Here is a 16,927-nt window from a genome sequence, read left to right on the forward strand (position 1 = left end):
ACCATCGGCCTCCGCAACCACCATCCGCGCCCCAACAGCCAACGGCGCGAACAACTCCCACACCGACACATCGAACGTCGCCGGCGTCTTGAACAACACCACATCATCGACACCGACACCGAACTCACCCACAACCCAAGCGACCTGATTCACCACCGCCGCCTGCGACACCGCCACACCCTTCGGCCGACCCGTCGAACCCGACGTGAAAATCACATACGCCGTGTTCTCCGGCCGCAACGAAGCAACCCGCTCCACATCGACGATCGGAGCATCCGAATACCCGGACAGATCCAGCTCGTCCAACACCAACACGGTGCGTCCCTCGGCAGTGAACCCGTCCGCGGCCGTGGTCAACACACACACCGGATCGGCCGATTCCAGGACATAGCCGATACGCTCCGCCGGCTGTCCCAGGTCCAGCGGCACATAGGCGCCACCGGCGGCCAGCACCGCGTACATGCCGACCACTAGGTCGAGAGACCGCCGCATACCCAGTGCGACCCGGTCCTCCGGGCCGACACCCTCCGCGATGAGGTGGCGCGCCAACCGGTTGACCCGTGCGTCGAACTCACCGTAGGTGAGCTGTTCGCCGTCATAGCAGATGGCGACCCGATCCGGGCGGGCGGCCGCGGCGCGGGTGTAGGCCGCGAGCAGCGGCTCGGATGCCACCGGATGGTCGGTGGCGTTCCAGTCCACCAGCACCCGCCGGCGTTCGTCGGCATCGAGCAGGATGTCGATATCGCCAACCGGCAGCTGCGGATCCTCGACCAGCCCGTCGAGCACGCGCAGCATGCGCGCCGCCAGCGCCGCGACCTCGTCCGCGTCGAACCGGCTGGTCAGGTACTTGAACGCCAGCTCGATGGTGGACTCGGCGGCCACCATGATCGCCATCGGGTAGTGGGTGTTGTCGTTGACACCCACCCCGGTCACCGACATGCCGTCGATGGAGCTGGTGGCGGCGATCGCCTCGGTGTCCACCGGGTAGGACTCGAACACCAGCAGCGTGTCGAACTGCACGCCGGCGCCCGCGGCCCGCTGGATGTCGGTCAGACCCAGGTAATGGTGTTCGAGTAGGTCCGCCTGTTCCCGCTGCAGCGCGGTGAGCAGTTCGGCGGCGCTCGCGTGGCCGTCGATCCGCACCCGAACCGGCAGGGTGTTGATGAACAGACCCACCATGGACTCCACACCCGGCAGCTCTGCCGGACGACCGGACACGGTCGCGCCGAACACCACGTCGTCGCGGCCGGTGACCCGACCCAGCAGGATGCCCCAGGCCGCCTGCACCAGGGTGTTCACCGTGACCCCGAGTTCGATGGCACGGGCGCTGATCCGGGCGGTGCGCTCGGCGTCGACGACGACCACATGCTTGTCGATCTCGTACCGTTCTTCGCCGCGCGGCTGCGGAGCCAGCTGGGTCGGCTCGACACCGTCGAGGACCGAGGCCCACTTCCGCAGCGAGACCTCCCGGTCCTGCTCGTTCAACCAGGCCAGGAAGCTGCGGTAGGACGTCACCCGACCGAGTGCGCTCTGGTCGCCGCGCACCGCGTACAGCACCAGCAGATCCCGCATGAGCAGCGGCATCGACCAGCCGTCGACCAGGATGTGGTGGGTGGTGAGCACCAGGTGCCACGCGTCCGCGGCAGTCCGGTACAGGGTGAACCGCACCAGCGGCGGCTCGGCCATATCGAAGTGGGTGGCACGGTCGGCCACCACTCGACGCTGCAGTTCCTCGGCACGTTCGGATTCGGGCAGCTCGCGCAGGTCGATTTCCTGCCACGGCACCTGCACCGTCTCGAGCACAACCTGAACCGACCGGCCGGCGGCATCGGTGACGAACGCCGTCCGCAGGTTCGGGTAGCGGTCGAGCACCGACTGGGCGGCGGCCCGCAACCGCTGCGGGTCCAGGCTGCCGGTCAGGTCCACCACGGCCTGCATGGTGTAGATGTCGACGGTGTCCTGGGTGAGCTGCGCGTGGAACAGCAGGCCGGACTGCAGCGGCGACAACGGCCACACCTCGGACAGTGCCGGGTAGTTCCGCTCCCACTGCTCGATATCGGCCTGACCGACCCGCACCAGCGGCATATCCGACGGGGTGAAACCGCCGGCGTCCGGACGCCGGACGTGTTCGGCCAGCGCGGTGAGCGCCGCCACCCACAGGTCGGCGAGTTCCTGCGCCCGTTCCCGGGACAGCAGACCGGTCGGGAAGGCGAACGAGGCGCCCAGACTCGGGCCGTCCGCCGAATCGGTGACGATGGCATTGATATCGACCACCGCATTGGCGGGCATATCCCGGTCCATCGCCACATCGAGGCGACCCAATTCCGCGGACGGCGCCCAACCCAGTTCGGCGAGTTCGGCCGGGATCTCACCGGCCGAAACCCGACCCAGGTAGTTGAAACTGATCTGCCCCGGCACCTTCTTCGGCAACTGCGCGCCGGTCTCGGGGTTCAGGTAGCGCAACAGACCGTAGCCGAGCCCCTTGTCCGGGACCGCGAGCAACTGCTCCTTGACCGATTTCACGATCGAGCCGGCGGCACCACCACCGGCGAACGCATCGGCCAGGTCGGCGCCGGTCAGATCCAACGCCACCGGGTAGGCGGCGGTGAACCAGCCGACGGTCCGGGACAGATCGGCACCCGGCACCAGGTTCTCTTCGCGTCCATGACCCTCGAGTTTGATCAGGGTCGCCTGGGCGCGGGAACCGCGCCAACGCGCCACCGCCATGGCCAACGCGGACAGCAGTCCGTCGTTGACGCCGCCGCGGTAACGGGTGGGCAGGGTGGTCAGCACCGCGTCGGTGACGTCGGCGGGCAGGGACACCTCGATCCGGTCCAGGGTGGCGAAGGTGTCCCGTGTCGGGTCGAACTCGCGCGAGCCGAGCAGCGGATCGGGAGTGCTCGAAACCCGCTGCCAGTACTCCAGTTCCGCGACCCGTTCCGGCGCGACCGCAGCCTCGACGAGGCTGTGCGCCCAACGCCGCATGGAGGTGCCGTTCGCGGGCAACGCAACCGACTGTCCTGCGGCCAGCTGCGACCAGGCCACGGCCAGGTCGGGGATGATGATCCGCCAGGACACACCGTCCACCACGAAGTGGTGCGCGGCGATGAGGAGCAGATCGCGCCGGTCTCCGGTGAAGGAGAACCACACGAACTGCGCCATAACGGCGCGCGCCGGGTCGAGCCGGTCCAGCGCGGCATCGTATTCGGCGGTGGCGATTCGGGTGAGTTCGGCGTCGTCGACGGTGTCGTCGAGTTCGACCCGATGCACCAGCGCCTCGACATCCACCGCACCGGGAGCCAGGGTTTCGAAGACGTACCCGTCGTCCTCGCGAGACACCCGTGCCCGCAGCACATCGTGGTGGTCGACCACGGCCGCGATGGTGGCGACCAGGATCTCTCGGCCGATACCGGCGGGCAGCGACAACACCATGGACTGCGAGAACCGGTTGTGCGGTGTCTCGTCCGCCAGGAACTGCGCCATGATCGGCGTCAACGGGATATCGCCCACACCGCCACCGGGCAGTTCCACCAACTGCTGCCGCTGCGCGGACTCACCACGGGTCGCGACCTCGGCCAGCGCGGCGACGGTGCGACGTTCGAACACATCGCGCGGGGTGAACACCACACCCCGTGCCTTGGCCCGCGACACCAGCTGAATGGACAGGATGCTGTCGCCGCCGAGCGCGAAGAACGAGTCGTCGACACCGATTTCGGCGATGCCGAGCACATCGGCGAACACCTCGGCGATGATCGACTCCACCTCGGTGACCGGGGCGCGGAACTCCCGCTGCTCCAGCGTCGGTTCGGGCAACGCCTTACGGTCGAGTTTGCCGACCGGGGTCAGCGGGATCTCGTCCAACACCACGATCGCCGCGGGAACCATATGCGGCGGCAGAGTGCGCGAGACGAACTCGGTGACCTCGTCGGGGTCGATCGTGCGTCCCGGTACCGCGAGCAGATACGACACCAGGATGGTCGCGCCCGCCGCGGTCTCCTTGCCGAGGGTGATGGCGAACTCGACATCGGGGTGACGTCCCAGGGCGGTGTCGATCTCGCCGAGTTCCACACGGAAACCGCGAATCTTGACCTGGAAGTCGGATCGACCCACATAGTCGAGTTCCCAATGCACCGACGGCACCGCCGTGTTACCGGCCCGCTGCCCGGGTTCGGCGTACCAGCGCACCACGTCACCGGTGCGGTACATCCGGCTGCCCGGCTCGCCCCACGGGTTGGCGATGAACCGTTCGGAGGTGAGACCGGCCCGGTTGTGGTAGCCGCGCGCCAACCCACCGCCGGCCAGATACAACTCGCCGGGCACACCCGGCGGCACCGGCCGAAGGCGTTCGTCGAGCACCAGCGCCGACATACCGTGCACCGGGTCACCGACGGTGATGTGCTTGCCCGGGGTGAGCCGGGCGTACGAGGAGATGATGGTGGTCTCGGTGGGGCCATAGGCATTGAAGTACTTACGCCCCGGCGCCCACTTCGCCAACAGCTCGGTGGTGGTGACATCGCCACCGACGGAGGCCACCTCGAGTTCGGGCAACCCACTCGGATCCATAGTGCCCAATACCGCCGGGGTGATGATGGTGTGCGTCACCCGCTCGGTGCGCATGAGCTCGGCCAGGTCCGGACCACCGATGATGTCGGCGGGCGCGATGACCAGGGTGGCGCCGGTGTAACCGGCACATACCCATTCCAGCACCGACGGGTCGAAGCTGGGCGAGCAGATGTGCAGGAACCGGTGCTGCGGCCCCAGTTCGTACAGGTTCGTCGCCACATCGGCCAGGCCGCGAATACCCGTATGGGTGACCATGACGCCCTTGGGCAGACCGGTCGATCCGGAGGTGTAGATGACGTAGGCCGGGTGCCGCATATCGAGTGCGGTGATCCGGTCCGCGTCGGTGATCGGCGCGGCCGAGACCGATTCGATCCGTTCTTCGACCGCCGGGTCGTCCAACCGGAGCCATTCCACCTCACCGGGCAGGCGGCCGGTGAATTCGCTCGTGGTCAGACCCAGGATCGCACCGGAGTCGGTGACCATGTGCCGCATCCGATCCTCCGGATACGTCGGGTCCACCGGCACGTGCGCGCCACCGGCCTTGGTCACCGCCCAGAACGCGGCCACCATCTCGTAGGACCGCGGGAAGGCCAGCGCCACGATCCGTTCCGGTCCGACACCGCGGTCGATGAGCACCCGAGCCAACCGCGAAGAGTATTCGTCGAGCTCTCGGTAGGTGATCGAACGACCCCGGTAGCGGATCGCGATCTGCTCCGGATTGCGGGCCACGCCGTGGGCGAGCATATCCGGCAGCAGACCGGTGGCCATGACGTGATCACCGTGGACGTGCGTGAGCAGCTCGTACTCGACGTCGTCCAGCAGCGGAAGATCACCCACCGGGGTCTGCGGCGCAGTGGTGATCGCGGTCAGCAGTCGTAGGAACCGCTGTGCGAACACCTCGACGGTCTCGGCGTCGAACAGGTCCCGGGCGAAGGAGAAGTCGGCCTGCATACCACCGTCCGGCCGACCCGTCTCCCGCATGGTGAGCAGCAGGTCGAACTTGGCGATATCGGCATCGAACTCCACACCCTCGACGTGCAGGCCGGGCAGTTCGAACGTCGACTGCGGCAGGTTCTCGAACGACAACGCCACCTGGAACAGCGGGTGCCGCGCCGTGGAACGCTCCGGGTTGAGGATCTCCACCAACCGCTCGAACGGCAGATCCGCGTGCGCGAACGCCTGCAGATCGGTGTTCTTGGTGGCGGCCAACAGCTCGGCGAAGGTGAGCTCACCCGGCACATGCGACCGCAGCACCAGGGTGTTGACGAACATGCCGATCACATCGTCGAGTTCGGCCTCACCACGGCCCGCGATCGGGGTACCGATGGCGATGTCGTCGGTACCCGACAGGCGCGCCAGCAGCACCGCGAATGCCGCGTGCACCACCATGAACAGGGTGGCGTTGTGGTGTTTGGCGACCTCGCCCAGCGCGCGATACAGCTCGGGCTCGATCTCGAATGTCACATGACCGCCGGTGAACGACTGCGTCGTGGGACGCGGCCGGTCGGCGGGCAGGTTCAGCTCGTCCGGCAGACCGGCCAGCGCGGTCCGCCAGTATTCGGCCTGCCGCGAGATCAGGCTGTCGGAGTCGTCCTCCGACCCCAGCACCTCACGCTGCCAGATGCTGTAGTCGGCGTACTGCACCGGCAACGGTGTCCAGTTGGGTGCCCCACCCGAAACGTGCGCTGCGTAGGCGATCATGACATCGCGGGTGAGCGGACCCATCGACCAGCCGTCGGCGCTGATGTGATGCGCCACGAACACCAGCACGTATTCGTTGTCGCCGCGTTCGTCGTCGACGACGTGGAACAGCTTGGCGCGCAGCGGAACCTCGACGGTCACATCGAAGCCCTGTGACACCTCGGCGAGGATGCGCTGCAGCACCTGCGCCGCCGTCACCGGGATCGGCGTGAGATCCGGGACGGCCTGTTCGGCGGGCACGATCACCTGATGCGCTCCGCCCTCGTATTCGGGGTAGATGGTGCGCAGTGTCTCGTGCCGGACGATCACATCGGCCACCGCCCGCTGCAGAGCGGCGGAATCGAGGTCCCCGGACAGTCGCACGGCCACCGGGATGTTGTTGACCGCCGAGGCGGTGTCGAACTGGTTGAGGAACCACATACGTTGCTGCGCGAGCGACAACGGGATGTGTTCCGGCCGCGGACCGGCGGTCAGCGCCTTACGACCGGTACCGGCCTGCTGTTCGACCTTGGCCGCCAACCCGGCCACCGTCGACGCCTCGAACAACGAGCGCACCGGCACCCGGGTGTCCAGGGCCGCGCCGAGACGCGCCGCCACCTGCGTCGCCAGCAGCGAGTTACCGCCCAACTCGAAGAAGTCGTCGTCGGCGCCGACGCGTTCTGCCCCGAGCACATCGGCGAATACACCGGCCACGATCTCCTCGACCGGAGTCGATGGTGCCCGGAAGCCGTGGGACTCGAATTCGGGTGTCGGCAGGGCCTTACGGTCCAACTTGCCGTTCACATTCAACGGCAACGCATCCAACACCATGAACACCGACGGCACCATGTACGACGGCAACTCCGCCGCCAACGCCGCCTTCACCACCGCGACATCCAGATCACCACCGGACGGCACCACATACGCCACCAGCGAATCACCACGCCGCGCATCCGCAAACGCCACCACCGCCGCATGGCTCACCTGCGGCAACGCCACCAACGCCGCCTCGATCTCACCCAACTCGATCCGGAAACCACGAATCTTGACCTGGAAATCGGTACGACCCCGATACTCCAACTCACCCGCGGCATTCCACACCACCAGATCACCGGTGCGATACATCCGCTCACCCCGAGCGAACGGATCGGCCACGAACCGATCCGCGGTCAGATCCGCACGACCGAAATAACCCCGCGCCAACTGCGCACCCGCCAGATACAACTCACCCGGCACCCCCACCGGAACCGGCTGCAACCGCGCATCCAACACATACACCCGGCTGTTCCACTCCGGCCCACCAATCGGCACCGACACGACGTCATCGGTAGTCACCCGATGACTCGTGATCGACACCGCCGCCTCGGTCGGACCATACAAATTGAACAGCTGCGCGCCCGCCGAACCCGATATCGCCGCAGCCAGACCCGACATGGCAGGAGCGGCATGCGCGGCCAGGAATCGCTGCGCCAACGCACCGGGCAATGCCTCACCGATGGCCAACACCCGCCGCAGCGAACTCGACAGCGCACCGTCGGCGGCGGCGGTCAGCAACGCGTCCAGCATGGACGGCACCACATGCAACGTGGTCACCGACTCCCGACGCATCAACTCGTTCAAATACTCCGGATCCCGATGACCATCGGCAGTGGCGATCACCAACCGACCACCACACACCGCAGCCGACCAGAACTCCCACACCGACAAATCGAACGTCGCCGCCGTCTTCAACAACACCGCGTCATCGGCGCCCAGACCGAACTCCGACCGCTTCCACACCAACTGGTTCACGATCGCCGCATGCGACACCGCCACACCCTTCGGGCGACCCGTCGAACCCGACGTGAAAATCACATACGCGGCGTGCTCGGAACGCAACGGCGCAACCCGATCCACATCGGTAACCGGCGCGGCCGATACCTCGGCAAGCTCGAGCTCATCGATACGCACCACCGGCGCCACATCGGTGGCGAACCCCACCTCGGCATCGGTCAACACACACACCGGCTCGGCAGTACGCAGGATGTAGTCGGTCCGCTCGGCCGCCTGATCCGGATCCACCGGCACATACGCACCACCGGCCTTGGCCACCGCATACATGGCCACCACCAGATCCACCGACCGCCGCAACGCCAACGCCACCCGCGCCTCCGGGCCCACACCCTCGGCGATCAGATACCGCGCCAACCGGTTCACCCGCGCATCCAACTCCGCATAGGTGACCCGCACACCATCCGGACCCACCAACGCCACCGCATCCGAAGACACCGCAACCGTGGCATCCAACAACGACACCAACGTGGCCGTGGTGTCGATCTCGTGCGCGGTCGCGCCACCACCGGCGACCAGAACCGCCCGCTCGGCCGGATCCAGAATCTCCAGCTCACCCACCGGGATACCGGGCCCGCGCACGATCTCGCCGAGCAATCGGATGAACCGATCCAGGAAACCCTGCACCGTTTCGCGATCGAACAGATCGGTCGCGTAGGTGAGGTAACCGCCGATACCCGCGGGTTCACCCGAGTCTCCGTAACGGTCCCCGGCGATCAGATGCAGGTCGAACTGCGACAGCTCGGTATCGATGTCGAGCCCGGACACGGTCAGACCCGGCAGTTCCAGACTGGACTGTGCCAGGTTCTGGAACGACAGACCCACCTGGAACAACGGATGCCGCGCCGTGGACCGAACCGGATTGAGCACCTCCACCAACCGCTCGAACGGCACATCGGCATTGGCGAACGCCTGCAGATCGATCTCACGCTGGCGCGCCAACAGATCGGTGAACGACTCACCCCGATCGATACGAGTCCGGAACACCAGCGTGTTGACGAACATACCGATCAGATCGTCGAGCACGGCCTCACCACGACCCGCCATCGGCGTACCGATGGCGATGTCGTCACTACCCGACAACCGCGACAACAGCGCCGCGAACGCGGTGTGCACCACCATGAACAGCGTCGCACCCTCCGCGCGCGCCAGCTCGTTCAACGCGGTGTGCAGTTCGGCATCGATATCCACCCGGATCTTGCCGCCGGCGAAGGATTGCATCGCCGGACGCGGCCGGTCGGTCGGCAGATCCAACTGATCCGGCAAATCCGCCAATGCGGACTTCCAGTACTCGACCTGCCTGTGCGCCAACGACTCCGGATCGGACTCGTCACCCAGCACGTCCCGCTGCCAAACGGCGTAATCGGCATACTGCACCGACAACGGCGCCCACCCCGGCGCCTCACCAACGGTGCGAGCGGCATAGGCAGTCATCAGATCCCGCACCAACGGAGCCACCGACGAACCATCACCGGAGATGTGGTGCACCACCATCGCCAACACGTATTCCCGGTCCGCGCCATCGATCTCGAACAACGCGATCCGCAACGGCACCTCGGCAGTGACATCGAAAACGGTGGAGGTCAGCGCCACGACGGCGGATTCGATCTCCGCCGACGCAACCGTCCGCACCGCCAACTCCGGCCGCGCCTCGCGCAACGGCAGCACCACCTGCATCGGACCCTGCTCGGTCTCCGGGTAGTAGGTGCGCAGGATCTCGTGCCGGTCCACCAGATCGACGACCGCCGCGCGCAGCGCCTCGATATCCAGATCGCCGGTCAACCGGACGGCGATCGGCACATTGTAGGCCGCCGACTCCGGCTCGAACCGGTTCAGGAACCACATACGCTGCTGCGCCAGCGACAGCGGAACGCGCTCCGGCCGTGGCCCCGCGACCAGCGCCTTGCGGCCACCGGCACCGGCCTGCTGCTCGACCTTCGCCGCCAGGCCCGCCACCGTCGACGCCTCGAACAAGGTCCGCACCGGCACCTGCGTATCCAATGCGGCACCGATCCGGGCGCTCACCTGCGTCGCCAGCAGCGAGTTACCGCCGAGGGCGAAGAAGTCGTCGTCCGCGCCGACCCGCTCCACCCCGAGCACATCGGCGAACACACCCGCCACGATCTCCTCGATGGGGGTGGTGGGGGCGCGGAACGTCGCCGCCTCGAATTCGGGTTCCGGCAGCGCCTTGCGATCCAGCTTGCCGTTCACATTCAACGGCAGCGCATCCAGGATCACGAACGCCGACGGCACCATGTACGACGGCAGGGTCCGGCTCAGTTCGGTCTGTACCCGTGCCGGATCGATCTCGCCGTCGGCGGGCACCAGGTACCCGACGAGACGGTCCCCGGTGCGCGGGTCGGACTTGGCCGATACCGCGGCCTGGCTCACCGTCGGCAATGCCAGCAGCGCGGCCTCGATCTCACCGAGCTCGATCCGGAAACCGCGGATCTTCACCTGGAAGTCGGTGCGGCCCCGGTAGTCCAGTACCACGTGTTCGGCACCGCGATCCGAGCGAACCGACTTCCACGCCACCAGGTCACCGGTGCGATACATCCGCTCACCCGGGGTGAACGGATCGGCCACGAACCGGTCCGCGGTCAGATCTGCGCGACCGAAGTAGCCGCGCGCCAGCTGCGCGCCCGCCAAGTACAGCTCACCGGCAACCCCGTCCGGCACCGGCCGCAGCCGCTCGTCCAGGACGTAGACCCGGTTGTTCCACTGTGGTATACCGATCGGCACCGAGACCTGGTCGGCCGCGGTCACTCGATGGGTGGTGACCGATACCGCCGCCTCGGTGGGGCCGTACAGGTTGAACAGCTCGATGCGTGGATGCTCGGCCAGGAACCGCTGTGCGGTCGCACCCGGCAGGGCCTCACCGATGGCCAGCACCCGCCACAGCGAATCGGCCAGGCCATCGGCCAGCAGGGCGTCCAGCATGGACGGCACCACATGCAGGGTGGTCACCCATTCGCGGCGCATCAGATCGTTCAGGTACGCCGGGTCGCGGTGTCCGTCCGGCGAGGCGATCACCAGGCGCCCACCGCAGGCCGCGGCCGTCCAGAACTCCCACACCGACAGGTCGAAGGTCGCCGCGGTCTTCAACAGGATCGCGTCGGCGGCATCGAGACCGAACTCCACCGTCTGGTACTGCAGCTGGTTCGCGATCGCGGCATGAGCCACGGCCACACCCTTCGGGCGACCCGTCGAACCCGACGTGAAGATCACATACGCGGTGTGCTCGGGACGCAACGGCGCAACCCGATCCACATCGGTAACCGGTGCGGCCGATACCTCGGCAAGCTCGAGCTCATCGATACGCACCACCGGCGCCACATCGGTGGCGAACCCCACCTCGGCATCGGTCAACACACACGCCGGAGCTGCGGTCTCCAGGATGTAACCGGTCCGCTCGGCCGCCTGGTCCGGGTCCACCGGCACATATGCACCACCGGCCTTGGCCACCGCATACATGGCCACCACCAGATCCACCGACCGCCGCAACGCCAACGCCACCCGCGCCTCGGGACCCACGCCTTCGGCGATCAGGTACCGGGCCAACCGATTGACCCGCGCATCCAACTCGGCGTAGGTCAGCTGGATACCGTCATCGGTCACCAGTGCGACCGATCGCGGTGCCGCCGCCACCGTGGCATCCAACAACGACACCAGGGTGGCCGCCTCCTGCACCGGATGGTCGGTGGCATTGCGGGTTTCGATCATCCGTGCGCGTTCGGCGGCGTCGAGCAGTTCGATATCGCCGACCGGAGTGTGCGGATCGGCGACGATCTCCCGCAGCAGGCGGGTGAACCGATCCAGGAAACCCTGCACCGTTTCGCGATCGAACAGATCGGTCGCATACGTGATGTGGCCGGCGATGCCCTCGGCCTCACCTGACACGCCGTAGCGGTCGCTGATGATCAGATGCAGGTCGAACTGCGATACCTCGGCGTCGGTTTCGATACCCGAGACCGTCAGACCGGGTAGTTCCAGATTCGCCAGGCTCAGGTTCTGGAACGACAGACCCACCTGGAACAACGGATGCCGCGCCGTGGACCGAACCGGATTGAGCACCTCCACCAACCGCTCGAACGGCACATCGGCATTGGCGAACGCCTGCAGATCGATCTCACGCTGGCGCGCCAACAGATCGGTGAACGACTCACCCCGATCGATACGAGTCCGGAACACCAGCGTGTTGACGAACATACCGATCAGATCGTCGAGCACGGCCTCACCACGACCCGCCATCGGCGTACCGATGGCGATGTCGTCACTACCCGACAACCGCGACAACAGCGCCGCGAACGCGGTGTGCACCACCATGAACAGCGTCGCACCCTCCGCGCGTCCCAGCTCGGCGAGCGCCCGGTGAGTATCCGCGTCCAGCTGCCATTCCACCTTGCCGCCGGCGAAGGATTGCACCGCCGGACGCGGCCGGTCGGTCGGCAGATCCAACTGATCCGGCAAATCCGCCAATGCGGACTTCCAGTACTCGACCTGCCTGTGCGCCAACGACTCCGGATCGGACTCGTCACCCAGCACGTCCCGCTGCCAAACGGCGTAATCGGCATACTGCACCGACAACGGCGCCCACCCCGGCGCCTCACCAACGGTGCGAGCGGCATAGGCAGTCATCAGATCCCGCACCAACGGAGCCACCGACGAACCATCACCGGAGATGTGGTGCACCACCATCGCCAACACGTATTCCCGGTCCGCGCCATCGATCTCGAACAACGCGATCCGCAACGGCACCTCGGCAGTGACATCGAAAACGGTGCGGGTCAACGCAACCACCGCGGCTTCGATCTCGGTGGGGGCGATGGTCCGCACAATCGGCTCCGGTACCGCGTCGGCGACCGGCAAGATCACCTGCACCGGGCCCTGCGGCGTCTCCGGATACACGGTGCGCAGCACCTCGTGCCGGTCCACCAGATCGACGACCGCCGCGCGCAGCGCCTCGATATCCAGATCGCCGGTCAACCGGACGGCGATCGGCACATTGTAGGCCGCCGACTCCGGCTCGAACCGGTTCAGGAACCACATACGCTGCTGCGCCAGCGACAGCGGCAACTGTTCCGGTCGGGCGATCTCGCCCAGTTCCACGGTGCGCGCACTACGGGTTCCGGACTCGACGCGGGCGGCCAATGCCGCCACAGTCGACGCCTCGAACAGGTCGCGTACCGGTACCCGGATGTTCAAGGCCGCCCCGAGACGGGCAACCACCTGGGTGGCGACCAGCGAGTTGCCGCCCAGTTCGAAGAAGTCGTCATCCGCGCCGACCCGTGCCACACCCAGTGCCTCGGCATACACCTCGGCCACGATTTCCTCGATCGGGGTGGTGGGCGCTCGGAACTCACGGGTTTGGAACTGCGGTTTCGGCAGCGCCTTGCGGTCGAGTTTGCCGCTGGTGTTGAGCGGGAATTCGGCCAGGCCGACGATGGCGGCGGGAACCATGTATGCGGGCAGAATCTCCCGAACCGCGTCCAACAGCGTCGCCTGGTCGATCTCGTGACCCGGCGCGGGCACCGCATAGGCCACCAGCTGGTCACCGAGCTCGGACGGCACCACCAGCGCCACCGCCTGGCTCACCGACGGCTGCGCCAGCAGCGCCGATTCGATATCGCCGAGTTCGATGCGCTGACCGCGGAACTTGACCTGGAAGTCGGAACGGCCCAGATAGTCCAGCACCGCCCGGCCGTCGACCTGCTGCCACCGCACCAGGTCACCGGTGCGGTACATGCGCGCCCCGGGATCGAACGGATCGGCGACGAATCGGTCGGCGGTCAGATCCGGCCGTGCCACATAGCCGCGGGCCAGCTGGTCACCGGCCAGGTACAGCTCACCCACCACTCCCGGCGGCACCGGCCGCAACCGGGAATCCAGCACGTAGACGCGGGTGTTCCACTGCGGCACACCGATGGGGACACCCGTGCGCTCGGTGCCCGTGGCCGGCCAGTAGGTGACCGATACCGCCGCCTCGGTCGGCCCGTACAGGTTGTGTACGCCCGCGGTGGAGATCTCCCGCATTGCGGCGACGGTTTCCGGCGGCAGCGCCTCACCGATGACGAATACATCGCGCAATGTCTCGAGGGCGCCGGCGGGTGTGTGAGTGGCGAACACCGTGAGCATCGACGGCACGAAATCGGTGACGGTCACCTTCCGCGTGGCGATGACCTCGGCCAGGTAACCGGGATCGCGGTGGCCGTCGTGGGTGGCCACGACCAGCGTCGCGCCTGCCCGCAGCGGCATGAAGTAGCCCCACAGCGAGACGTCGAAGGTGGTCGCCGTCTTCTGGAAGTAGACGTCGTCGGCGCCCATCGGGTATTGGGCGAGCATCCAGACGATCTGGTTGTTGATGGCGCGGTGCGATACCGCCACACCCTTCGGGCGCCCCGTCGAACCGGAAGTGAAGATCACGTATGCCGGGTTGTCCGGTCGCACCACACCCCGCAGTTCCTCCGGCCGCACCGGAGAGGCGTCGAAGCCGGTGGTGTCGACGGTGTCCAGGTGCAGCACCGGAATGGTTTCCGGTACCGGCACCGCATCGGTGGCCGTGGTGAGCACACACACCGGGCGTGCCGTGTCGAGGATATGGCCGATGCGTTCGGCCGGGTGGTCCGGATCCAGCGGTACGTAGGCACCACCGGCAGTGATGATCGCGTACATGCCGACCACCAGGTCCAGTGAGCGCCGGACCGCCAAACCGACCAGCGACTCCGGCCCCACACCTTCGGCGATGAGCAGGCGGGCCACCCGGTTGACCCGTTCGTCGAATTCTCGGTAGGTCAGCTCGGCGCCCTCGTAGACCACCGCGACCCGGTCCGGGTGAGCGGCCGCGGCCCGGGTGTAACCGGACAGCAGTAGTTCCGGCTCAACCGGGTATGCGGTGTCGTTTCGGCCGATCAGGAGCTCGGTCCGCTCGGCCGGCTCGAGAATCTCCAGATCGCCCACGGCGGCAGCCGGGTTCGCGGCGACCTCCTCGAGCAACCGTACGAAGCGGTCGACGAAACGCTGCACCGTCGGAGCGTCGAACAGGGCGGTCGCGTAGGTCAGGTAACCGCCGATACCGGCCGCGGCACCCGACTCGTCGTAGTCGTCGGCGACGATCAGGTTCAGGTCGAATTGCGACAGCGCCGCATCGATATCGAGCGCGGACACGGCCAGCCCGGGCAGTTCCAGGCCGGACGGTCCCATGTTCTGGAAGGCCAGACCCACCTGGAACAACGGATGCCGCGCCGTGGACCGAACCGGATTGAGCACCTCCACCAACCGCTCGAACGGCACATCGGCATTGGCGAACGCCTGCAGATCGATCTCACGCTGGCGCGCCAACAGATCGGTGAACGACTCACCCCGATCGATACGAGTCCGGAACACCAGCGTGTTGACGAACATACCGATCAGATCGTCGAGCACGGTCTCACCACGACCGGCGATCGGCGTACCGATGGCGATGTCGTCGCTGCCCGACAACCGCGACAACAGCGCCGCGAACGCGGTGTGCACCACCATGAACAGCGTCGCACCCTGCTCGTGCGCCAACTCCACCAATGCGCGATGGATTTCGGCGTCGATCCGCACCTCCACGCGACCACCGGCGAAGGACTGCACCGCCGGCCGCGGTCGGTCGGTCGGCAGATCCAACTGATCCGGCAAATCCGCCAGCGCCGACTTCCAGTATTCGATCTGCTTGTGCGCCAACGATTCCGGATCGGATTCGTCGCCCAGTACGTCTCGCTGCCAGATGGCATAGTCGGCGTACTGCACCGGCAGCGGCGGCCACCCCGGCGCCTCTCCGGCGGTGCGGGCGGCATAGGCGGTCATCAGATCCCGTACCAGCGGAGCCATCGACGAACCGTCACCGGAGATGTGGTGTACCACCATGGCCAGCACATATTCCGTCACGGTCCGAGACGAGCCGTTGCGACGCTCCTCGCCCGCGAGTTCGAACAGCGCCACCCGCAGCGGCACCTCGCCGGTGACATCGAAACCGGCGGAGGACAGGGCCACCACGGCGGCCTCCACCTCGTCCGGCGAAACCACCCGCACATCCAGGTCCGGCACCGAGTCGGCGGCAGGCAGGATCACCTGCACCGGGCCCTGCGGCGTCTCCGGATACACGGTGCGCAGTACCTCGTGCCGGCCCACCAGGTCACCGATGGCGGCACGCAGCGCGTCCACATCCAGGTCACCGGACAACCGCACCGCAACCGGCAGGTTGTATGCGGCGGACTGCGCGTCGAACCGGTTCAGGAACCACATACGCTGCTGTGCCGGCGACAGCGGAATACGCTCCGGGCGCGGACCGGCGGTCAGGGCCTTGCGGGCCTGACCGGTATGCGATTCCACCCGGGCCGCCAGCGCGGCCACGGTCGACGCCTCGAACAGCAGCCGCACCGGCACACTGGTGCCCAGCGCAGCACCCACCCGGGCGGCGACCCGGGTGGCGACCAGCGAGTTACCACCCAGTTCGAAGAAGTCGTCGTCCAGGCCGACCCGACGGGAACCGGACAGACCCAGTACCTCGGCGAAGACACCGGCGACGATCTCCTCCACCGGAGTGGTCGGGGCACGGAACACCGCCTTCTCGAAGGTGGGTTCGGGCAGAGCCTTGCGGTCGAGTTTGCCGCTGGCATTGAGCGGCATCTCGTCCAGCACCAGGAACACCGACGGAACCATGTACGAGGGCAGCCGATCGGACAGGTATCCACGCAGGGTTTCCGCCTCGACGACAGCACCGGGCGCGGGCACCACATAGGCGACGAGCCGGTCACCGGCGTGTTCATCGGAGTGGACGAGTACGACCGCCTGCGCGATCGTGTCGTGTTCGGTGAGCGCGGTGGCGATT

At 67.0% G+C, this 16,927-nt stretch carries 1 protein-coding gene; it reads right to left on the minus strand.

Annotated elements, in window-relative coordinates:
• The coding region (locus tag ON32_RS20665; protein WP_040792650.1) for a non-ribosomal peptide synthetase at positions 1-16,927 on the minus strand (16,927 nt) is incomplete at both ends.

Source organism: Nocardia paucivorans NBRC 100373 (assembly GCF_000308675.1).
Lineage (GTDB): Bacteria > Actinomycetota > Actinomycetes > Mycobacteriales > Mycobacteriaceae > Nocardia > Nocardia paucivorans.